This is a genomic window from Rhizobium leguminosarum, assembly GCF_001679785.1.
Lineage (GTDB): Bacteria > Pseudomonadota > Alphaproteobacteria > Rhizobiales > Rhizobiaceae > Rhizobium > Rhizobium leguminosarum_R.
Genome location: NZ_CP016286.1, coordinates 2,001,289 through 2,022,482, shown reverse-complemented (window position 1 = coordinate 2,022,482; position 21,194 = coordinate 2,001,289). Strand labels below are relative to the sequence as shown.

Here is a 21,194-nt window from a genome sequence, read left to right as displayed (position 1 = left end):
TCGCCGTCGGAGTGCTGTCCGCTTTAAGCGCGGTGGCGGCAGAGCCCCTTATATTCCACACGGCGCATTTCGACGACAACACCGTTGTCAATCTTGGTCTCGTCAGTAACCACGCGACAAAGCAAGCTGGATACGATTACGACGTCCTAATATCGCTTTCACAAGATGACGCTACAAGCGGTTCTGCCTACATTGATCCGGGAAAGCATCGAGCATTTGTGAAATGCAGTGATCCCGCCAAAGTGTCTGTCAGAGGCATTGACTACCCGGTGCACACACTAGGCCCGGGAGGGGATGACTGGAAGGACGATCTTTGGAGGGCAGTCTGCATGACTCCTGTCTCGTAGCCTGAATTGTCCTCGGCCTGGTTGAGACCCGCTTCACGGCGCAAATACCAAACATCTATCGGGAGGCGACGTCCCGGCAGCGGCACTGAACTCTGGGGTATCCAAAGCGCGGAGGGAACCGGCTTCCGCAGCCGGGCCATTAGTGCAGACGATACGACAAGTGGGGCGTCGAGTGATTTGGACAAGGTCTCCAGTCTCTGCGCGACGTTTACAGCGTCGCCGATCACCGTGAACTCGCTGTGGCATCCGCTGTTCAGAACCCCGCCGACGACCGTGCCGTAGTGCAAGCCGATGCCTGCGTTGAGGGCAGGGTAGCCGTTCAGCATGCTGTGGTTTTTCCAATCGTTCAGTGCATCGACGAGGTCGAGAGCGCATGCCAAGGCCCGATCTGCGTCGTCCTCTGTCGGGGTAGGTTGGCCGAAGACCGCCATCACTCCGTCACCGATGAACTTATCGACGGTCCCGCCATAGCTGAAGATGGTGCCGGAGACGAGGTGGCGGTATTCCGCCAGCACCAGGGCCAGTTCCCGCGCAGGCGCAGTCTCGGCAAAACTCGTAAAATCCCGCAGGTCGACGAACATGATCGCCGCGTTGCGACGTTCAAGGTCAAGGTTTGAGCTGCCTTCCTGGAGGTCCGCGACCACAAGCGGTGAGAAGAAGCGCGAAAGATTGAGACGCCGCTTGTCGGCTCGTAAGGCCTCCCTGCGGGTGCGATCATGGTCCCTCGCGAGCAAGTAGATAGCGAAAGCTGTAAAGCCAAAGCTTACTGTGAGGCCCAGGTCCTGGTTGAAGAATGCCGCAAGCAGCGACATTGCGTCGGCTGTATGATGTCTGGCGGCCGTGATCGCCAGCATGGCTACCCAGGAAACTAGGACGATGCCGGAGAAGACAAGCACGAGCCGACGATCTTGTTTCAGGCCGACATGGTTGAGCAGAATGAACGCCACCACCAAGCTGGTCGTCGTCAGGTTGTGGTTTTCGGTTACCGGTCCGCCAAGAATGTGCGCATACAAAATCAGGGCGACCAGCAGCGCGTCGAGAACGACAAAGAGCGTCTTAAGCCAGGAGAGGTTGGGCAGGAACCGCGCGGTCGCCACCGAAGCGACGCTGAAGATAAAGTAGCTGATGACGACGACAATGTGCATCCTTTCCGCCCCCTCGTTGCCACCAAGCAGGAGGTTGGCAAGTAGGATGGCGAAAGCGACAAATCGCAAAAGGATTGAACGGATTTCCCGCGCGGCGTCCCACTGGGCGCTGAGTGAAGATGTCATTGCTCGTCGCTTGAAAGCGCGGGTGGGTTTCCAAGACCTTGTGGGTCGACCGAGTCCGCTTTCTCTCGGTAAAGCAGAGGTGTCGCACGCGGCCGCTTAAACAGCCGCGTGCATTATCCGACAATATCGGACTACTTGATTTCCGTGACGGTCAGCTTGCCCTCGACGCGCTCGGCGACGAACTCGATGCTCGCGCCTTCCTTGAGCTTCTCAAGCATTGCATCGTCCTTGACGCGAAACACCATGGTCATGGCAGGCATTTCCAGAGACTTCAGTTCCTCATGAATGAGGGTGACCTTCTTTGCCTTCGCATCGACTTTCTTGACGGTTGCCTTGGTGAATTCGGCGGCGAAAGCGCCGGAGGCGAGGGCGATTACGACCATGGCGGTGGCAGCGAATGTGAAAACTGATCTCATTGTCTTATCTCCTTTGGGTCGGATCACTTCTTGGCTACGGTTACGTCGCCATGCATTCCGGCGTCGTAGTGACCGGGAACGAGGCAGGCGATCTTGAACGTGCCGTCATTGGTGAACTTCCAGATGATCTCGCCGGACTTTCCAGCGGCCAAACGGATCGCGTTCGGATCGTCGTGTTCCATCTCCGGGAACTTCTCCATCACGGCCTTGTGCTCCATGATCTTGTCTTCCTGGTCGAGGACGAACTCGTGGTCCAGCTCGCCCGCGTTCTTGATGGAAAAGACGATGGTCTGACCTTTGCGGACCTTGAAGGTGTTCGGCGTGAAGATCATCTTGCCGTCGTCCGTCTCCTTCATGGAAACGCGGATGGTCTGGGTGGCCTGCGCCTTTTTGCCAGGCTCACCGATAGCCATGGCTTCGCCGTGACCACCCGCATGTGAACCGGAGGCTAGGGCTGGAGACGCGAGCGCCGCGAGGAACAATGCGATAATTGCAGTCTTCATGATTTAGTCCTTTAGTTGGTTGGGAGGTGAGATCAGCCGTGCTTCATGGGCTTGGGCGTGATCTGGGTTTTGGCATCCTTGGCCTTGGTCGTGTCGGGAAGCTCACCCGTCCACTCCCAGGCCTGCGTACCGGGTGGGTTTTCGTACCAGCCGGGATCGGTGTAATCGTCGGCCGCGATGCCCTCGCGGACCTTGACGACGGAGAACATGCCGCCCATCTCGATAGGGCCGTGCGGACCCCATCCGGTCATCATCGCAACGGTGTTCTCCGGAATTTCCATTTCCATCTCGCCCATGTCGGCCATGCCAGCGGTCCCCATCGGCATGTATTCGGGTCGGAGTTTCCTGATCTTTTCAGCGACTTCCTTTTTGTCGACGCCGATGAAGGTCGGGATGTCATGTCCCATGGCGTTCATCGTATGGTGAGACTTGTGGCAATGGATCGCCCAGTCGCCGACGTATTTGGCGTCGAACTCATAGGCCCGCATCGCACCGACCGGGATGTCGATGCTGACTTCCGGCCAGCGGGCTTCCGGCCGCACCCAGCCCCCGTCCGTGCAGGTGACCTCAAAGTCGTAGCCGTGCATGTGGATCGGATGGTTGGTCATGGTGAGATTGCCCACCCGGACCCTGACCCGGTCATCCTTGGAGACCACAAGCGGGCTGATGTCTGGGAAGATGCGGCTGTTCCAAGCCCAGAGGTTGAAATCCGTCATTTCCATGATGCGCGGAACGTAGGTGCCGGGGTCGATGTCGTAGGCGCTAAGCAGGAATACGAAGTCCCGGTCCACCGGCATGAACTTCTCGTCCTTCGGGTGGATGATGAACATCCCCATCATGCCCATGGCCATTTGGACCATCTCGTCGGAATGCGGGTGGTACATGAAGGTACCCGACTTCACGAGGTCGAACTCGTAGACGAAGGTCTTGCCGACGGGGATGTGCGGTTGCGACAGCCCGCCGACCCCATCCATGCCGGACGGAAGGATCATGCCGTGCCAGTGGATGGTGGTATGTTCCGGTAGCTTGTTGGTCACGAAGATGCGAACGCGGTCGCCTTCGACCGCCTCGATGGTCGGACCCGGCGACTGGCCGTTGTAGCCCCAGAGGTGCGCTGTCATGCCCTCGGCCATCTCACGCTCGACCGGCTCGGCGACGAGGTGAAATTCCTTGACGCCGTTGTTCATGCGATGGGGCAGGGTCCAGCCGTTCAGGGTCACGACCGGTGTGTAATCCGGCCCCGATGAGGGCCGGACAGGCGGCTGCGTGTCGGCGGTTTCCATGATGGCAGCCTCAGGCAGACCCATGTTGGAGGTCTTCGCCCAGGCGGCGGTCGAAACGAGGGCCGCGCCCGCGCCGAGCATCTGTCTTCTGTTGAACATGTCTGTGTCCTTTCCTAGTGACCGCCGCCGCCGCTCTGGGCGGCCGCTGCGATTTCCGTTTCGCCACCGGCTGCTCCCGCGCCGCCGCCATAAATGGCAGGCGCGAGATTCGCTTCGGCCAACCAGAAATCGCGTTTTGCGTTGACCGCGAGGAGGATCGAGTTGACCTTCTCCCGGCTGTCGGCGAGCAGTTCGAACGTGTTGGTGATCATGCCGTTGTAAGTGAGGAGGGACTCTTCCTCGATCTTGGTGCGCAGGGGCACGACGCTGTTGCGGTAGTGACGCGCGATGTCGTAGTTCGAGCGATAGGCCTGGTAGGCGGACCGCGCCTCCGAGCGGACGTTCACGGCTTTTTCCGCCAACAAGTTCGCGGCCCGCATATAGGCCAGCTCGCCTTTCCGCATTCGGGCTTTGCCGCTATCGAAGATCGGGATGACGAATTCGAAGGCTACGTTGCCTGTCGTGTCGACTTTCTTCTCGCCGTCCTCCAATTCGCGTTCGGTCTCGAATCCAGTCAGGATTTCGAGATCGGTGACGTAGCGTGTTGCTTCCGTTAGGCTGTAGGACTTGGCCGTGGCTTCGAGATCGAGCTTGGCCATCTGCAGGTCGACGCGACGTTGCAGAGCTTCGGCCTCGATCAGGTCTCGTTTGATCAGACCCTTCGGAAGCTGTGCCAGGCGATTGGGAATCTGGTAATCGGCGTCCGATCCCCAAAGTCCCATGAGCCGTGTCAGCTCTTCTTTCGCGAGCCGGGCCTCAAGCCTAGCCTTTGCCGTCTGACCCGCCAGTTCGGCATAGAATACGTGCTCGCGGGCCTGGCCACCCTTGGTCAGCGCACCCGTTTCGCCGAGTTTTTGTGCAAGGTCCGAAGCAGCGTCTGCCGCCGCCTGCGCCTGGTTAAGTTGGGCGACCGTTTCCCACGAGGCAACGGCAGTGATCCACGCACGCCGGGTATCAGCGGCGAGTTGCAAGGTCTGCAGGGCTGCATTGAGCTGGGCCTTCCGGAACCCGGTATCGGCAATCTCGACATTCCTTTTATGAGTGGCGAGCGCCAGGAGGTTGGTGGCGATCACGCCTTCGACGGTTTTGTAAGCTTCAAGCCCTGGCGTGCCGATACCGATCAGGCCGACCTCGACTGTCGGGTTCACGAGCATGGTCGACTGCCACGCATCCGCAGCAGAGTCCCCGAGATCGGCATAGGCTGCCTGGAGGCCCTTGTTGTTGAGGAGGGCGACCTGCACCGCTGTCTCGACGTCGACGTTTTTCTTCGCCAGCAACGTCTTCACCCGACCAGCGACCGCCTGGGCATCATGGCGGTTCTGAATCCAGACCGTGTCTTTTCCACTCGCTTCTGCGGTTTTGTTGGACACCGACGAGAATCCGGAATTCCTCTCGGAATATTCCACCGCCGAGACGCACCCGCCGAGAATGAGTGGCAACGCGACAGTCGCCGCGAGCTTGAGCTTAGATACGTTCATGACGCGCCTCCGTCTGGAGCCTGCGCGTCGTTCTGGTTTCGCCACGGTTTGGGATCGACCGGAACGCGGTGCGTGTAGCCCGTAACGGGGCTATGGTAGTGAACTGGGCGAACGTCGAACGGAAGGTCGGCGAGGTCGCCCGAAGCCGTGACTTCAGGAGGAAACGTGGAAGCGCAACCGCTTGCGATAAGCGGCAAGGCAACCACCAGAAATATAGGTTTCATGGTGTAATCCGAATAGGAGATGGCAGCGGCGCAGCGGGCAAAAATACCCACCTACGCACGTTCAGACCCGTAAGGACGGGCGTGTCCTATTCAGATATTCGGGGGGCGGTGCAACGGGACGAGTTCGCCCACGACATGGTTGTCGTTGATGAATTCGTGACTGGAACGCATCACGACCGGGCCACCGTCTACTTCGGCGGTCGCGACAATTGCAAAACTCACGCAGAAGTCTTTGCAGCACTCCTGCTTCGCAATTTTTTGAATGTCGTTCGGAGAGGCGCTTTCGTCTCCATGGACGTGGTTGCCGCCTGTCATCTCGTGGTGGTCGTCAGATTGGACGGTCGTCGACGTCGACATTGGCCCGTGCATCGCTGCCGAAGCAGTGGGCAATGAGTATCCAGCCAGTGATGCGATGATCACCAACCGAAGCAGAACCAGCATTTTTGCTAATGTGATTCGATACATACCCATGCCCGAGGACTACCATCAGCCCGGAAGTTGTCAATTACGAGCTTCATCTAGCCGATGATTCGCGTCGATTATGTGGCGCTGCACAAGGAACAATCCCACCGATGCACCATGACGAAGCCTTGTAGAGCTTCCAACGATGGTAAGGTCAACCATCTTGATGAGGATTTGTCTGCAATTCTGCAATTCTGCCAAACTGCGCCAGGACTGACGTCCTCCCACCAAGGTGTGAAATAATCTTGTGTTCAACCGTCAGTCGCGCTCCCTGCACTCTTGACGTGAGGAAGATCGCAAAACACATTCCTGCCATGTGGTCTGATAACGAAACGAATGTCGATTATTTAAATTATTCGGAAGTTGCCGAAATCATCTGTGACATGGTGTCAGATAAAAGTCTTCTGCCATTGTCGCTCGGTGTCTACGGCGGTTGGGGGTCCGGAAAATCCAGCGTCTTGAAATTGGTTGAGCGGGCTCTGCGAGACCGATCCGACACCATTGTCATAGAGTTTGATGCATGGCTCTATCAGGGCTTCGATGAAGCAAAATCGGCGCTGATGACTGTGATTGCATCTGAATTGATGGCGCAGGCACCCGATAACCTAAAATCGAAGGCCGTCGATCTTTTCAAACGCGTAAATAAGCTTCGTGTACTTGGCCTTGGCGTCGAGGTCGGCATGGCGTCGGTTGGCTTGCCGACGTTTGGTATATTCTCAAAAATGTTGAACTCTGCCCAGGACGCCTACGAGGGAAATGGCGACGAGCAAGATTTAAAAGCAATACAGGACGGTGCCAAAGCAGCGAAAGAAAAAACTGGCGGGCTTCTAAGCCCGAGGGAGATTCGTACGCCTCCCGAGGAGATCACAGCCTTCAAGAATGAGTTCAGCGCCGTGCTGGACGGAATGGGCAAGCGTCTTGTCGTATTCGTTGACAATCTTGACCGCTGTTTGCCCGCCAATGCGATCAAATGTTTGGAAGCCACGCGTCTCTTCCTTTCAATGCCGAACGCAGCGTTCATCATAGCGGCTGACGTCGATATGATCCGTCATGCGGTCTCCGATCAGTTCAAGGGTGCATCAGAAACCCATGTGACCGACTACCTTGACAAGCTTATTCAATTTCCTGTGACCGTTCCACGGCTGGGAATGCGCGAGGTCTTGTCATTCCTTTGCATGTTGATCGCTACCAGGTCTGGCGTGGAAGAAAATAAGGTCGAGGAGCTGAGGACATTTCTTGTCGAAAGCATCCAGAATTCTTGGAAAGGCGAGCAGGACCTTGGTCGCGATAAGATCATCGAAATTTTGAGTGCTGATGTCGGTCTCGTTGCGCAGATCGACATGGCATTCCGGATTGCGCCAATTCTTGCCCGAGCCAAATCAGTTAGCGGTAATCCGCGCATCATCAAGAGGATGATGAACATCATAAGAATGCGGCACGCGACTGCCATTCGCCGGGACATGCAGCTTGATGAGGCGATTATCACAAAACTCGCGCTTTTCGAGCGCTGCACCGACGAGGCGACATTCAAATCTCTTTTGGACCTTATCAATGATGCGGATCAGGGCAAGCCCAAGCTATTCGTCGATCAAAAAAATGCGTCAGCGGATGGGAAAGGCGAGGTTCGCTGGCCAGAGAAATGGAATAGCCATGACGTCTTTATAAAAGACTGGTTGGCGATAGAGCCCCTGTTGGATGGCATTGATCTGCGGCCCGCCGTCTACCTTGCGCGGGAAACGCTTCCGCTCCAATTCAAATCGAAGAGCCTGTCATCGCACGCCAAGAAAGCAATCGCTGAGTTACTTCGGATACCATCGCTTACGTCCAGGGCTGCCCCGAAGGCAATAGCGACCATACCTCCGGATGAAATATCAGACGTAATGCAGGAATTGGTAGCTGCGCTCAGGCAAAACAGCGACTGGAGCCGTAAACGCAACGACCTCACCGGAGCGATTATTTTGGCGCAGCACAGCCCTGAGAACGCGCACATTTTAGCAGCGTTCTTGGAACAGATACCCAACAGACCACCATGGTTGAAGGCTAGTATGACAGGGATTGGCGAATGAGGAGGGAATATGGGCACGTCGGCTTCATCTAGAGGAAGCAACAACAATCAGCCCCTCGTACCCCCGTGGGCTGATGACCAACCAGACAAGCCGATACCGCAGCCCGTCCCAGATCGTTTCCGAGCGTTCAGACTTTCCATTGGAAAGGCCGTGTCAGACGGTGGCGATAAATCTGATCTGCGGAGGGCGCTTGGACATTATGCTCGGACGACGACCGGCGGAAGCGATGTAGGTCCGCGCCGTTTCGGCAATGTCTATTCCGCAGGCGGCAACTTCTACGCAGCACTACAGGGGCTAGCCGATGGATCAGGCGTTCCAGGTCTGGACGCGACGCAGTTCCTTGGCCGATCAACAGATTTCTTTGCTCAGGCAATAGGTCAGTTTCTTTCGGGAGAAAGCGCAGATGCCGACAGAATAAATCGTGCCGTGCAAGAGGCTGTCGCATCTGTTTTCGATATCAATGCCGATTTTGATCCGGCCGATCTCACAGATGAAACAATCGAACAGTTGATGACGGAGTTTCTGTCACAGTCGATCTTCCAAACCATTGTTGAAGATGCCGGTGGCGCGTGGGATCGGGCTCCTGATGAAGAGAAGACAGCGGAATGTGAAGGACAGCTGCTCGATCTCATCAAGGTCGTTGTTGAGCAATCCTTTCAAAAGCAAATGAGTTCGGGAGGGCAAAACTTTACCCAGGCCCAGATCAAGCAGTTCATGCGCGATACAACCCGCTCGGTTTGGCAGCAATGGGAGAGTTACGAATGAAGGTCTGTCAGTTGAAATTCCACGTCGGAAATTTCGACGACCCAATGCTCGGCAAAACGAAAGTTCTCGACGTCAGGCTTTATGGGACAACAAATACGCCGGGCACGGCCCACATCGGCAATCGTTTACCGGGCGAGATTGAACGACTCAGCGCTCCGACTTCGACAGTTGCCTATGATTTCCTCTCCATCGCTCTGGCCGTGACCGCAGCGGACTCTTTCTTCCAACGCGCCCGCTACGGTGAGGACGGTTGGGCACGAAATTTCGAGCTGGAAATTCCTCTTGTCAAACCGGCTGCTTGGAACGCGGTGAGAATTCAACTCGAACAGATGCTTCGTTTTCTGAGCGGTGACCTATGGTCACTCTCCTTTACGGGAGGTGGCGCAAAAAATCCGTCAGCACTCAAGACCCGAAAACGGCGTGTCGCGAACCTAGCCGGGGTAGATGCCGTTTGTCTGTTTTCCGGCGGGTTAGACAGTTGGCTCGGCGTCAACAAATTGCTCGCCCAGGGCAGGGTTCCTGTGTTGGTCAGTCACGCTTACACGGGTGATAGGCAGTATCAGAATCGTCTCTTCCGTACATTCAAAGGACGGGCGGAGCGGTTTTCAGCGAATGCCAGTCCGCTTCGTCATGAGGGAGGAGGAATGGATACGAGCATGCGGACACGCAGCTTCAACTTCCTGGCTTACGCTGCGGTGGCGGCTGATGCGGTTTTTCAGTTGCGACCGCAAAACGGCAAGGTTCCACTCATCATTCCGGAAAACGGGTTCATTGCATTAAACGCGCCTTTAACGCCGCGCCGGATCGGTTCTCTGAGCACAAGAACCACGCACCCTCATTACCTTGTAACAATGCAATCGATTTTCGATGGCGTGGGCATCAATGCGGTCATCGACAATCCCTACCGACATGACACCAAGGGCGAGATGATTAAGGCGTCGGCTCCTGATGCTGCGCAGGCCGCTAACGCAATGAAAACTGTGTCCTGTGGGAAATGGAAACGGAAGGGTATACAGTGCGGACATTGCGTTCCCTGCATTATCCGACGTTCCGCATTTTTCGCCGCTGGCGTCACCGACGTGACGCACTACGGACAAACGTTGGTAGAAACTATGAACGACGACCGCCTTCACAAGAGGGACGACTTGATGTCCATGATCCAGGCAACGAGAGCGGTGAAGACAGATCGCCTTCGCACGCTCGCTATGGAGAGCGGGCCTCTTCCCCTCCATGCTCCGGAAAGACAAGGCTGGTTTGACGTTCACGAGCGTGGCCTGTACGAAGTCGCCAACTATTTGCGGGCGACAGGCGTTATGACGTGATCGATTTCCATTGCCATCTTGATCTTTTTCCGGAACCAGAGAAGGCGGTGGCGGCGGCTGAAAAGTCTGGTCACTATGTTCTTTCAGTGACGACAACTCCTAAAGCTTTTGCCAAAACCGCTTATCTTGCCCGCAAAAGCAAACGTATTCGAACCGCGCTTGGACTTCATCCGCAAATCGCCCACGAACGTAAATCTGAGCTGCCCTTATTCGACCGTTTGATATCGGAAACAGACTATGTCGGCGAGGTCGGTCTTGATGGTGGGCCCGAATATCGAAAACACTACGCGGACCAACTGATTGTTTTCGATCACATCCTAGCCACTTGCCAGAAGGTTGGGGGCCGCGTGCTTTCCATCCATAGTCGCCATGCGGCGTCCGATGTTTTAGATGCCTTGGCGCGGCATCCAGGGGCGGGGACGGCGATTCTTCATTGGTTCACGGGTACAACTGCCGAGTTAAACAGGGCAATTGACTCGGGATGTTGGTTTTCAGTTGGTCGTCCTATGACGAAAAGCAAAAAGGGCCGATCACATATCGCTGGGATTCCGCAGAATAGAATTCTCACCGAGACTGATGCCCCATTCGGTGGCTCGACCGATGGCGGATACGCTGACACCGAGCTTTGCGCGGCAGTAAACGGGTTATCTAGTATTTGGGACATGACAATAGCGGAAACACAGAGCATTTTGGCGAAGAATTTGCGGATGCTCCGTCGGGTGCGGGAAAACGTTTAGGTTGCGATCTAAACCATCGCATTCCTTGAAGCCGCAACCGCGATTAGAATACTGCCAGCCTGAAGACCGGCCGCTGAATTGGCTGGAAGATCGTGGCAAGACGGTGGTTCCGGTGTGCATTGCAGCACAATCGCTTTCGTGGACATTGGCTAAGAGCAGGCTCTCCGCTTCTTGACGCCGGTCGTTCCCTCCCATTGGGTCCCGACCGCCTTGTTCAAAACGATGGTGGATATGGACATCTCAACAAAACTCTTGCGCGAATACTGACTCTACTACAGCTTGAGAGGCGGAGCAGGGGGGCTGGCATGCTTGATCAACCAGGGAAACGTGCTTACAAAATACCTATAGGTCCAGAGTTTCGGCCATATCTTTACGACGCCATCATGCGCTTTTCCTATCTGCATCCGTCTGTGCAGGTGGCAGTTGATACTGATGTGATGCTCACTGGAGCAGAGGGCACTGACGTGGCTGACCTTATCAGAGATTTCCATTTCACTCTCTGTCGACAGAAAATCTACGCCGAAACGCTGCCGCTGCGGCGAACTCTCATTGAGGGTGTGATGGGTAGATGACCGTCTTCCCACTGAAATTCAGGCCTTCTAGCGATGGCGCGTTGCTTTTCGCAGATGACGCAGGCGGATATTTCAAAGGCGATAACGCTTTCCTGGAACGCTATGCCTGTGACGGGCTCAATCCTGGTGACATGCGGTTCCTCAATGAAAACGGCCACTCCTTCGAAGAGATCGACGATCTGGCGTATACCGGCTTCGCCTACCGGTGGGCCAATCGGCTCTATGCGCCGACCGAATTGGACTATGTCATCCTCGTTCCGACGCTGCGCTGCAATCTCGCCTGCGGCTACTGTCAGGTATCTCGGGTCAACGAACAGACGCCCGGCTTCGACTGGAATGAAAGCACGCTGGATGCGGTCCTTGCATTTCTCGACAATCTCCCTACGAACCGGTTAAAGGTCGAGTTCCAAGGTGGTGAGCCGCTTCTGAAATTGGACATGCTGCAGCGGGTTCGCGATTTTTGTCGCAATCGCTTCGCCCAGACGGAATTTGTCGTCTGCACAAATCTCCAGACGGTCAGCGATGAGGCTTGGGCGTTCCTGTCGGAGCGGGATACGTTTATTAGTACGTCCCTCGACGCCAACGCGCAAACACATGAGCGCCAGCGCACCGTGACCCCGGAGAGAACAAACCAGTTTCTTGGCAACCTGCGACGAGCCGTCGACGGGTTCGGGGTGGGGAAAGTCTCTGCGCTTCCAACGCTCGACATTCGGAATTTGCCCGAACCCACATCCGTTATTGAGAGCTTCTTATCATTCGGCTTGCGGTCTATCTATCTGCGACCGGTCAACTACCAAGGTTTCGCTCGCAAACGTTTTGCCGCCAAGGACACGACGGCCGCCTGGAATGCCTATCATTCGACCTTCATTGATGCGCTCATAGAACACAATTGGACCGCAGCAGAACCTGCTGAGGAATACTACTTCGTCCACTGTCTGCGGCGTGTGCTCCGTTCAGGTCACAATGGACATGTTGATCTGCGAAACCCGAATATCTTGGGGCACAGCTATCTTGTTGTCGACTACGACGGGACCTTCTATCCAACCGATGAGGCCCGAATGGTTTCCCGCGTCGGCCAGTTCGACCTGTCGATGGGAAACGTCCAAACCGGCCTGAATAGGACTGCCGTCGACGCACTCAACGATGAGGCGTCCAACAATTTTCACCCTGACTGCGTCCACTGTCCTTATCAGGCCTATTGTGGAGTGGACCTGGTCGATGACCTGTCGCGCTACGGCCGCATCGATGTTCCAAAGCACCTCACGGATTTCTGCCAGCGGCACACACACATCTTCGATAAGGTTTTCGAGCTGATCTATTCAACTGATCCAAAGGCTCAGAAATCTCTGGCGCTTTGGGCGGGGATGCCGGAATACGAACCCGCGCTGGCAAAGGTCCATCAATGATCGACCTTCGGCTGAAAATCGATCCATTGCCTATAGTCGAACCATTGTATGCGCCGCCTACATCCCATTGATTCCGTGTGTTTCTGAGCATTGAGGTATCTGCCACAAGGTTTTCGGCAAGAGCTGGAGATTTGGCATGGCAGATGGTGAGGGATTTATTGGGCGCTGTGAAATTGTCGAGCCTCGTCGTGGAAACCGGCGATGGCCCAATGCTGTGAAGGCGCGGATTGTTGCGGAGAGCCTTCAGCCTGGAGTTAGGGTCGCTGACGTTGCGCGTCGTCATGATCTCGTTGCGCATCAGCTTTCTTGCTGGCGACGACAAGCACGTCAGGGTCTTCTGGCGCTGCCTGCCGAACTGATGCCAGCCATTGAGGACGGGTCTATCGAACCTGCCTTTGTGCCGCTGGCGATCGCAACGGAACCGAAGGAGGCTGCCGATGCATCGCCGGTTCCGGAGCTGGTCGAGATCACTTCAGGGATTATGACAGTAGAAATAGGCGCAGACCTCGTGGTGAGGGTTCCCGGCGATGTGCCGGTTGATCGGGTTGCGGCCTTGGTGCGGGCGATGCGAGGGACAGCATGATCGTCGCGGGCCAACGCTTACCGATCCTGATCGCGACGCGGCCGGTGGACTTCCGCTGTGGCCATCAGGCGCTGGCATTGATGGTGCAGACCGAGTTGAAGCTTGATCCGCATTCCGGGGTCACCGTGGTCTTCCGGTCGAAGCGCGGGGATCGTTTGAAAATCCTGGTATGGGATGGCACCGGAATGGTGCTGACCTACAAAATCCTGGAACAGGGAAGCTTTGCATGGCCGAAGGTGCAAGATGGAACGATGCGGCTGTCACGGGCTCAATACGAAGCGTTGTTCGAAGGGCTCGATTGGCGGCGGGTGATGGCGCAGCGGGTGACACCGCCAACTGCGGCAGGATGACTCACCGGCTCGATTTTGGCATTGTTTTATTGGGCTTTTCTGCTTGATTTGCTATAAAGCTGCATGTCGCAGCCCATCGATCTCAGCCAGTTCCCGGACCTTCCCGTCGAGGTGTTGAACGCCTTTGCGGCGGTGCAGTTCGAGCTGTCGGTGGAGCGTGCAGCACGTCAGCATGAGCAGGCGGCGGTGGCCGAAAAGGACGCCTTCATCACCGAGCTAAAGGAACTGATCGAGAAGCTTGAGGGCCAGGTTCAGGACTACCGGCGTACGAAGTTCGGGCCGAAATCGGAAAAGCTGGATCCGACGCAGATGGAACTGGCGCTGGAGGACCTGGAGACGGCGATTGCCGAAACACAGGCCCAGATCGCCTTCGTTGAGGAAAAGATCGCGGCGAGCGGACCCGATGTCGGCAAGGACGCCCCTCGCAAACAGCGCAAGACGCGCGCGCTGCCTGAGCACCTGCCGCGGGTCGAGCGGGTGATCGAGCCCGACAGCATTGCTTGCCCCTGTGGCTGCGGCAACATGGTGCGGATCGGCGAAGATCGGACGGAACGGCTCGATCAAATTCCGGCTTGCTATCAGGTGATAGTCACGATCCGCCCGAAATACGCTTGTCCCAAGGGCCGCACGGGCGTGGTACAGGCCAGAGCGCCGGCGCATTTGCTGGAAGGTAGCTGGCCGACCGAAGCCCTGTTGGCGCAGATCGCCGTGTCCAAGCATTCCGAACATATGCCGCTCAACCGTCAGGCGACAGTCATGGCCCGACACGGAGTGCCGATCGACCGTACGGTCCTGGCCGATTGGATGGGCCGAACGGGTGCTGCGATCGCGCCGGTGGTAGACCGCATGGCCATGATCCTGAATCAGGGCAGTTCAAGACTTTATGTCGATGAGACTACGGCCCCGGTGTTGGATCCGGGCCGCGGCACGACGAAAACTGGCTATCTCTGGGCTGTTTTGCGCGATGATCGCGGTTGGAACGGCTCTGCGCCGACGGGCGTGGTCTTCCACTACCGGCCTGGGCGTAAAGGCGAATATGCCGCAGAAATCCTCGACGGCTTCAACGGCACGATCCAGGTCGATGCCTATGGTGGCTACTCGCACCTCGCCACGCTGGACCGCACGGGCGGTGATCCGCTAAAGCTGGCCTTCTGCTGGGCGCATGGCCGCAGAAAACTGATCAAGGCCAAGCCGAAGAAAGGTTCGCCCATCGTCGATGAGGCGTTGTTACGTATCGCCGCTCTTTACAAGATTGAAGACGGCATCCGAGGCCGTGATCCCGAATATCGCCGGGCTGTCCGCCAACACCTGTCCCGCCCATTGGTGGATGAGTTCTTCACCTGGCTGTCCGCTCAAGCCGCGCGCGTCTCGCGCAAGTCCGACCTCGGTCAGGCTATGGCCTATATGCTCAAACGCCAGGATGGCTTCCGGCTCTTCCTCGATGACGGCTGCGTCGACATCGATTCAAACCTGGTCGAAAACGCGATCCGCAGCCCGGCCATGAACCGCCGCAACGCGCTGTTTGCCGGGCATGACGAGGGTGGCCGAAATTGGGCCCGCTTTGCCAGCCTGATCGGAAGCTGCAAAATGAATGGTGTCGAACCCTACGCCTACCTGCGAGATCTCTTCATCAGCCTCGCCAACGGTCATCTCGCCAAAGATATCGACGCACTCATGCCGTGGGCCTATGCGCACTGCCGGACCAGCGCCTCACAGTGAGCTCGTCCGGGACTCTTCGATGAGCTCACAGAAAATCCGCAAGCGATAGACCTGACCGCTACAACCGCAAAATCAATGGGGTGGAGACGCCGCATACGAACCATTGGTGCTGCGGCTATGTGAAAGCGACCGGACAGACCCCTCCGAACAGGACGCTCATCTCATTCGACAGGAGAGCGACTATCGCGAGTATGAATATCTCGGGTTTTCAGTTCTGGTTCACGCCACTGCAGATATGCCGCTGGATGGCGACGTGCTTATGATTTTACCCGGGCAGGGGAGTGCGCACAGGCTCATTCGAGCCTCATCGAGACACAACACGCTGCTGGTAACAGAACAATGCGATCAGCTGTGCGTCATGTGCTCGCAGCCGCCGAAAAAGCATCATGTCGATCTTTTTGATCAATTCGCCATTGCCGCGACGTTGGCCCCGTCTGGAGTCTATATCGGGATATCCGGTGGTGAGCCCCTGCTGCACAAGGATCGGCTGTTCGAATTTCTGGCGTCTGCTGCTTCCGCTCGTCCCGATTTGCGTTTCCATGTTTTGACCAACGCGCAGCATTTTGAGCCGGACGACATCAGCAGTCTGGATGCAATCGGCCTTGATCGTGTCTTGTGGGGAATTCCGCTTTATGCGTCTGAAGCTGAATTGCACGACGATATCGTGGGCAAACCAGGAGCGTTTCACAGACTGGAGCGGAATCTTTCTCTTCTGATGCGTGCGGGAGCTTCCGTTGAGTTGCGCACGGTCGTGACCCAGCAGAACTGGGAGAATCTGCGCTACCTGGCGAATTACGTCGTCAATCGCACGCCATTCATTTCTGTCTGGGCACTGATGCAGCTTGAACGGATCGGCTACGGTCGGATGAATTGGCATAAGACGTTCCGAGACACGTCCTCAGACTTTACGAAGATTAGGTCGGCGATCAATCTGGCAACGGCGAAGGGGATTGCTGTCTCCCTGTTTAATTTTCCGCTTTGCTCGGTACCAGTGCCGTATAGACAATTCGCACCATCGACGATTTCGGATTGGAAGCGAAAATATCTCGACTTCTGTGAAGACTGCTCTGCTCGCTCAGCTTGTGGTGGTTTTTTTGAGTGGTATAGTCACACCGAGGGGTTTAGTGAGCTGGGGCAAATATGAAAAAAGGGTTGTTCCTTATACCGTCGTTTCTGGCGGCGGGATTCTTGCCGTCCAAGTCTGAGGCGGCTCCGGCGACCGGACTAGTTGCGAAGAAAACCTTCTCTGTTTCAATTTTCGAACGTTTGCGGCTCAACCACGTTTATTCGCTTGCAGGGCATCGCTCACATTCAAGCCACAGCTCCCATTCCAGTCATTCCAGTCACCGCTCGTCGAGCGGCGGTGGATACGTTACTCGAACTTTGCCGCGATATGACCCGCCGGTCATACCAAAACGACGAATTTATCAAGCCCAGCCGGACACGCATCAGCTGTTGCCGAACACCAACCAGGTGGACACATATCAGGTGACACCCAATACAAGCTCAACGGATTCTGACCCGACCTATTTTCCGCCAGTTCCACAAACGCAGGAGACGAAAGTCCTGCCAGGGAATTCGGACAGATTTCGGCAAATCGTTATCCAGGTTCAAAACGCATTGACCCTGTTTGGCTACTACCAAGGTGTCATCGACGGCAAAATTGGACCGCAGTCAAAGGTTGCTTTGGCCAAGATGCAGGAGGACTACGGCATCAAAGTCACTGGCACCATAACGCCCGAAGTCCTCAACTCGTTGAATATCAGAGCCTATTGATGGGAAATGCTGCGAGACTGATGATTGCGGGCTTTTTGACCGTTTTTGGCGGAACTGGCGTTTACGCAAATTGCACCAATAGTACCGCGATCTGGTCGAATGAGGGGCAAGGCGTCCGCCACATTGTCTACGGCACCGACGGAATCAACTACGGATCAAATATTTACTTTGAAGAGTGGCGCGGCTCTCAGCTTGCCTGGCGGGCGCGGGGCTCTGTTACCTGTTCTAACGGCGCGTCCACATGCTATGGAATGGTCAGGAATGCCAGTGGCCTAACAGGCGATGACGAAACAACCGATGTGGTTTTGGAAACAATCGATGCAGACAGCGACGGCTTAGCTGATTGGGTGATTTTCGCGGGGCTTGGTCAAAAGCTTTATTACACCAACGGCGCTGATGTTAACTGGTTCAACGGATTTCAGCCCGGGAACCAGGAGCGGGTGTTGCTCCCCAATATCTACAAATTCCTATCTTGCCGAAAAGACAAAGCGGTCCAGGAGGCGGATACGATGGTTGAAGTTCCGGAGGTTGAGATTGTTGGAGCGATGTATGCAATTCCCGCCTTTTGCGCTCGGTACAAGACCTCCGGCAGCTTAACCCCGAACGACCTGACTCAAGATGGCGTATGGTATCTCGACAATACGAAATATGTCGGTTCTGAATTCGGTTGCAAGATTGTCTCCAAGACGGAAACGCAACTGAATCTTTCCTGCGAGGGCGAGGGCGAGCACTACGACACGTCCCAGAACTATTCCATGGATGGCCTCATAATGAGAGTGGGCGACGTCAACCTTTATCCCTGCAAGCGCTAGCGCTAATCTACCCGACAAGCAGCCAGCCAAAGTTTGCCAACAGGACAATAGTCAGGCGGTGCTCGTAGGCTTTCACTAAGGCCTCGTGAACGAGGTCTTCGGCGTCGCTCGGTTGCACACAAGAGATCGTGCATAGCGTCTGACCGAGACAAGCTGTCCGACGACATTAAACTGGCGTTTGTTGGAGTCCATATGAAGGTATACGAGACCAGGCCCGTTCTCATTCCATTAATACGGATATATTTTTGCGGTTGAACGAAAGGCGAGCAACATCCTCCCCTTCCGCCAGCCATTGACCTAGAATTCCCGGGCGGCTGGCAGAATATTGGGATAGCTTTTCATGATCACAGTTTCACTCTTGGAGACTGAATAGCCACCAATTTACGATATGAGGTACGACTGGAATAGCTTTAATGGCAGTGATAGCCGCCGGATTTTCTGTCGTTATGGCAGCCGTTTTTGTCTGTTCCACCCCCGTGCGAGAGCGCAGGTGCAACAGTAGACGCGAGCGCGATGAGCGCCAAAGTGATTTTCAGTGTAAATTTCAGCATTTTAACTCCCCCAAAAAATCATTCCTTTCAGGGTGGTGTGCTGATGTCAATTGGATGCAACCTAAAATCGTGTTGGCTGTCGTGGCGTAGCGGCTATTGCCAGTATACCGCCACTTTTTTCTGCCAGGCGCGGACGTTGGAAAGTGAGCGACGGGTGTTGTCGAGGCATGGGTTCAGCGATGTCCGGTTAGTATCGGATTCGCCGGTTTCGATTTTAGCCACCATCCGGTCCACTTCGTTCAGAGCGATGTCAGTCGCCACCCCCGATATCCGCAGAACGTTTTCGGCAGTAATCCTTGCTTCGCGGTAGGCAGAAGGACCTAAAGCCGCCCGGCAATTGTAGGTGGTTTGCAAATGCCGGTAAGATGCCGCCGTGAGGCCACGGTAAAGAGTGTCGTAGTCATCGGCCCAAACGGGTGCTGCGATGCTTAAGAATAGGGCACACGTGGAAATGAGCGGCTTCATGATGACGGTTCCGGAATCAAGATTGAACGAGTTGAACAAAGCAAAATGGCTTTGTCGAGATAGCGGACCAAGCGGGCGAAGGATGGCGGCTAAATCGTAACGTGTTCGCCTATCTCCATCACCCCATTTGTTGGAAGATAGAAATAGTCAGATGGGTCGATAGCCGTCTCCGTCATCTCGATATAGAGCCGGTCCTGCCAGGCGGGCAGGCCGGAATTGGGGTCGCCGACCAGCTTGCGCCGTCCACATATGGAGCGTTCTGTCTCGATCCGCAATCAACCTCGGCTGTGAAGTAAAGACAGCTTGCGTCAAAAGCGCGATTTTGCTTTGCTTCTGGACACGAGGAGGAATGCCTACATGAGAGCACTGGTCATCATGTTTGCGGTGGCTGCAGGATTGTCGTCGTGCGCGAAAACCACGCCGGAAGCGGGGGATTTATCGCAGGCATCCGAAATGGTGGCATTCGATACCAAGTTTTCCTGCGCACAATCCATTGAGCCGCGCCAGGCTTGCCTCGTCTCAAGAATAGTCTCCTTCTTGAATAAATTCGACGAGGCAAGGTAGGTATTAATGTCAGAGAAACCCGTTGCTCAAGGTCCAGGCCATGCCCGCCAGGGCACTGACCAGCAGCGTGCCGATCACCGATGCGTTGAAGCGGAAAATGGCGACGGCCGCTGCTAGCGATAATAACAGTGACGGAAACACAAGCGAAGCCATGACCGGAACTTCGAATGAGATTGGCCCTACGTGCCGGGTGGTGACCTGCGCAAACAGCGTGTGTAGGGCAAACCAAACGGCAAGGTTAAGGATGACGCCAACGACAGCCGCAGTGATCGCCGACATCGCGCCCGTCAGAGCGACGTTACCGCGCAGCTTTTCGATGAATGGCGCTCCGAGGAAAATCCACAGGAAACACGGGATGAACGTCACCCATGTTGTCAGGATCGCCGCAAGGGTCGCTGCCATCATCGGACTGATTGAACCCGGATCGCGGTAAGCGCCCATAAAGCCAACAAACTGGACCACCATTATTAGAGGCCCCGGTGTCGTCTCCGCCATTCCGAGGCCATCCAGCATTTCGCCGGGCTTCAGCCATCCAAAGTGCTGGACAGCTTCTTGGGCAACATAGGCGAGAACGGCGTAGGCTCCGCCGAAGGTCACCACAGCCATCTTGCTGAAGAAGACGCCGATCTGGGTGAAGACGTCGTTCGGACCGAGATAGATGTAGAGAAACGCGAGCGGGACCAGCCAGAGCACGAGGAAGACGACCGACACCTTGAGCGACCAGGCAAGGTTTGGACGAGCATGGGCTGGCGTCTGTTCACCCAGTGCGGAGTCCTCGTCCTTCAAGGTCGGCCCAGACTCAGCTTTGTGTCCGCCGCCGACACGGAACAGCGGCGAACCGGAGCGGCCGCCGATGTAGCCGACGATGCCTGCCGTCAGGATGATCAGCGGGAAAGGCATCCGGAACACGAAGATCGCGACGAAGGCGGCCGCCGCGATCCCAACCATCAACCTGTTCTTGAGCGCTCGGCTGCCAATCCGGAACACCGCCTGAACGACGACGGCGAGCACCGCAGCCTTCAGTCCAAAGAACAGCCCTTCGACCACGGTAACATTGCCGAAGGCCGCATAGATGTAGCTGAGGGCGAGGATAGCGAGAAACCCAGGAAGAACGAAGAGGATGCCTGCCACAAGGCCACCCGCCGTCCGGTGCAGGAGCCATCCGATGTAGATGGCGAGCTGCTGCGCCTCCGGGCCTGGCAGCAGCATGCAGTAGTTGAGGGCGTGCAGGAAGCGATGCTCACCGATCCAGCGCTTTTCGTCGACGAGTATACGGTGCATGACTGCGATCTGTCCTGCCGGACCGCCGAAGCTCAGCGCAGCAATCCGTAGCCAGACGCGGAAGGCTTCGCCGAACGAGATGCCGTGGTCGTAGGTTTTCGGGGCCGCAGACGGGGCGGCCTGATCAATAATGTCGGTCATA

The 21,194-nt window shown here is 56.1% G+C and carries 23 protein-coding genes and 1 pseudogene; 13 read left to right on the top strand and 11 right to left on the bottom strand.

Annotation, left to right across the window (positions count from 1 at the left end):
• Window positions 1-262: 262 nt before the first annotated feature.
• The 7 genes from BA011_RS10125 to BA011_RS10100 form a co-directional block, all read right to left on the bottom strand.
• Complete coding sequence (locus BA011_RS10125; protein ID WP_065280351.1) at window positions 263-1,618, bottom strand: adenylate/guanylate cyclase domain-containing protein; 1,356 nt, start codon at window positions 1,616-1,618, stop codon at window positions 263-265.
• A gap of 131 nt (window positions 1,619-1,749) precedes the next feature.
• Window positions 1,750-2,034, bottom strand: coding sequence for a copper-binding protein (locus BA011_RS10120; protein ID WP_065280350.1), 285 nt, complete (start codon window positions 2,032-2,034; stop codon window positions 1,750-1,752).
• Window positions 2,035-2,057: 23 nt separating this feature from the next.
• On the bottom strand, window positions 2,058-2,537 hold the full coding sequence (locus BA011_RS10115; RefSeq protein ID WP_065280349.1) for a cupredoxin domain-containing protein: 480 nt from the start codon (window positions 2,535-2,537) through the stop codon (window positions 2,058-2,060).
• 32 nt (window positions 2,538-2,569) lie between these two features.
• The gene (locus BA011_RS10110) at window positions 2,570-3,919 is read right to left on the bottom strand and encodes a multicopper oxidase family protein (protein WP_065280348.1); all 1,350 of its coding nucleotides are present in this window, start codon (window positions 3,917-3,919) and stop codon (window positions 2,570-2,572) included.
• A 14-nt stretch (window positions 3,920-3,933) separates the two neighbouring features.
• Entirely contained in the window at window positions 3,934-5,397 is a 1,464-nt protein-coding gene (locus tag BA011_RS10105; protein WP_065280347.1) for a TolC family protein, read from the bottom strand.
• A complete protein-coding gene (locus tag BA011_RS45020; RefSeq protein WP_082554045.1) occupies window positions 5,394-5,621 on the bottom strand; it encodes a hypothetical protein in 228 nt (75 codons plus the stop codon). Before BA011_RS45020 ends, BA011_RS10105 begins: the two co-directional genes overlap by 4 nt.
• Before the next feature lie 90 nt (window positions 5,622-5,711).
• Window positions 5,712-6,092, bottom strand: coding sequence for a hypothetical protein (locus BA011_RS10100; protein ID WP_065280346.1), 381 nt, complete (start codon window positions 6,090-6,092; stop codon window positions 5,712-5,714).
• Window positions 6,093-6,367: 275 nt separating this feature from the next.
• Here BA011_RS10100 and BA011_RS10095 point away from each other — a divergent pair, with 275 nt between their 5' ends.
• From BA011_RS10095 to BA011_RS10045, 12 genes are all read left to right on the top strand, one after another.
• On the top strand, window positions 6,368-8,149 hold the full coding sequence (locus BA011_RS10095; RefSeq protein WP_237352623.1) for a KAP family P-loop NTPase fold protein: 1,782 nt from the start codon (window positions 6,368-6,370) through the stop codon (window positions 8,147-8,149).
• A gap of 150 nt (window positions 8,150-8,299) precedes the next feature.
• Window positions 8,300-8,914, top strand: coding sequence for a hypothetical protein (locus tag BA011_RS10090; protein WP_065280344.1), 615 nt, complete (start codon window positions 8,300-8,302; stop codon window positions 8,912-8,914).
• Window positions 8,911-10,236, top strand: coding sequence for a Qat anti-phage system QueC-like protein QatC (qatC, locus tag BA011_RS10085; protein ID WP_151343437.1), 1,326 nt, complete (start codon window positions 8,911-8,913; stop codon window positions 10,234-10,236). The genes BA011_RS10090 and qatC overlap by 4 nt, the downstream gene beginning before the upstream one ends.
• The gene (gene qatD, locus BA011_RS41380) at window positions 10,233-10,973 is read left to right on the top strand and encodes a Qat anti-phage system TatD family nuclease QatD (protein WP_151343436.1); all 741 of its coding nucleotides are present in this window, start codon (window positions 10,233-10,235) and stop codon (window positions 10,971-10,973) included. The genes qatC and qatD overlap by 4 nt, the downstream gene beginning before the upstream one ends.
• 305 nt (window positions 10,974-11,278) lie before the next feature.
• Complete coding sequence (locus BA011_RS10080) at window positions 11,279-11,545, top strand: hypothetical protein (protein WP_065280342.1); 267 nt, start codon at window positions 11,279-11,281, stop codon at window positions 11,543-11,545.
• Window positions 11,542-12,951 (top strand): His-Xaa-Ser system radical SAM maturase HxsB, encoded by a 1,410-nt coding sequence (hxsB, locus tag BA011_RS10075; RefSeq protein ID WP_065280341.1) that lies wholly within the window; start codon window positions 11,542-11,544, stop codon window positions 12,949-12,951. Before BA011_RS10080 ends, hxsB begins: the two co-directional genes overlap by 4 nt.
• A gap of 136 nt (window positions 12,952-13,087) precedes the next feature.
• The gene (tnpA, locus tag BA011_RS10070) at window positions 13,088-13,534 is read left to right on the top strand and encodes an IS66-like element accessory protein TnpA (RefSeq protein WP_065280340.1); all 447 of its coding nucleotides are present in this window, start codon (window positions 13,088-13,090) and stop codon (window positions 13,532-13,534) included.
• Entirely contained in the window at window positions 13,531-13,884 is a 354-nt protein-coding gene (gene tnpB, locus BA011_RS10065; RefSeq protein ID WP_065280339.1) for an IS66 family insertion sequence element accessory protein TnpB, read from the top strand. The genes tnpA and tnpB overlap by 4 nt, the downstream gene beginning before the upstream one ends.
• Window positions 13,885-13,947: 63 nt before the next feature.
• Entirely contained in the window at window positions 13,948-15,603 is a 1,656-nt protein-coding gene (gene tnpC / locus BA011_RS10060; RefSeq protein WP_065280338.1) for an IS66 family transposase, read from the top strand.
• 106 nt (window positions 15,604-15,709) lie between these two features.
• The gene (gene hxsC / locus BA011_RS10055; protein ID WP_237352621.1) at window positions 15,710-16,747 is read left to right on the top strand and encodes a His-Xaa-Ser system radical SAM maturase HxsC; all 1,038 of its coding nucleotides are present in this window, start codon (window positions 15,710-15,712) and stop codon (window positions 16,745-16,747) included.
• On the top strand, window positions 16,744-17,379 hold the full coding sequence (gene hxsA, locus BA011_RS10050; RefSeq protein WP_065280336.1) for a His-Xaa-Ser repeat protein HxsA: 636 nt from the start codon (window positions 16,744-16,746) through the stop codon (window positions 17,377-17,379). The genes hxsC and hxsA overlap by 4 nt, the downstream gene beginning before the upstream one ends.
• Window positions 17,379-18,191 carry a hypothetical protein gene (locus tag BA011_RS10045; RefSeq protein WP_151343435.1) on the top strand — a complete coding sequence of 271 codons (813 nt, stop codon included), beginning with the start codon at window positions 17,379-17,381 and terminating at the stop codon, window positions 18,189-18,191. Before hxsA ends, BA011_RS10045 begins: the two co-directional genes overlap by 1 nt.
• A gap of 410 nt (window positions 18,192-18,601) precedes the next feature.
• On the opposite strand, the gene BA011_RS41370 is transcribed toward BA011_RS10045, so the two are convergent.
• The 3 genes and pseudogenes from BA011_RS41370 to BA011_RS10035 form a co-directional block, all read right to left on the bottom strand.
• Window positions 18,602-18,742, bottom strand: coding sequence for a YHYH domain-containing protein (locus BA011_RS41370; protein ID WP_151343434.1), 141 nt, complete (start codon window positions 18,740-18,742; stop codon window positions 18,602-18,604).
• A gap of 93 nt (window positions 18,743-18,835) precedes the next feature.
• Window positions 18,836-19,207, bottom strand: coding sequence for a hypothetical protein (locus BA011_RS10040; protein WP_065280334.1), 372 nt, complete (start codon window positions 19,205-19,207; stop codon window positions 18,836-18,838).
• Between the two features lie 89 nt (window positions 19,208-19,296).
• A pseudogene (locus tag BA011_RS10035) lies at window positions 19,297-19,452 on the bottom strand (KUP/HAK/KT family potassium transporter); the annotation flags it as partial.
• 112 nt (window positions 19,453-19,564) lie between these two features.
• On the opposite strand from BA011_RS10035, the gene BA011_RS41365 reads away from it, so the two are divergent.
• Window positions 19,565-19,771: a hypothetical protein gene (locus BA011_RS41365; RefSeq protein WP_151343433.1), complete on the top strand. Its 207-nt coding sequence runs from the start codon at window positions 19,565-19,567 to the stop codon at window positions 19,769-19,771.
• A gap of 9 nt (window positions 19,772-19,780) precedes the next feature.
• Here the strand turns inward: BA011_RS41365 and chrA are convergent, their stop codons facing one another.
• Window positions 19,781-21,193, bottom strand: coding sequence for a chromate efflux transporter (gene chrA, locus BA011_RS10030; protein WP_065280332.1), 1,413 nt, complete (start codon window positions 21,191-21,193; stop codon window positions 19,781-19,783).
• Between the last annotated feature and the right edge of the window lies 1 nt (window position 21,194).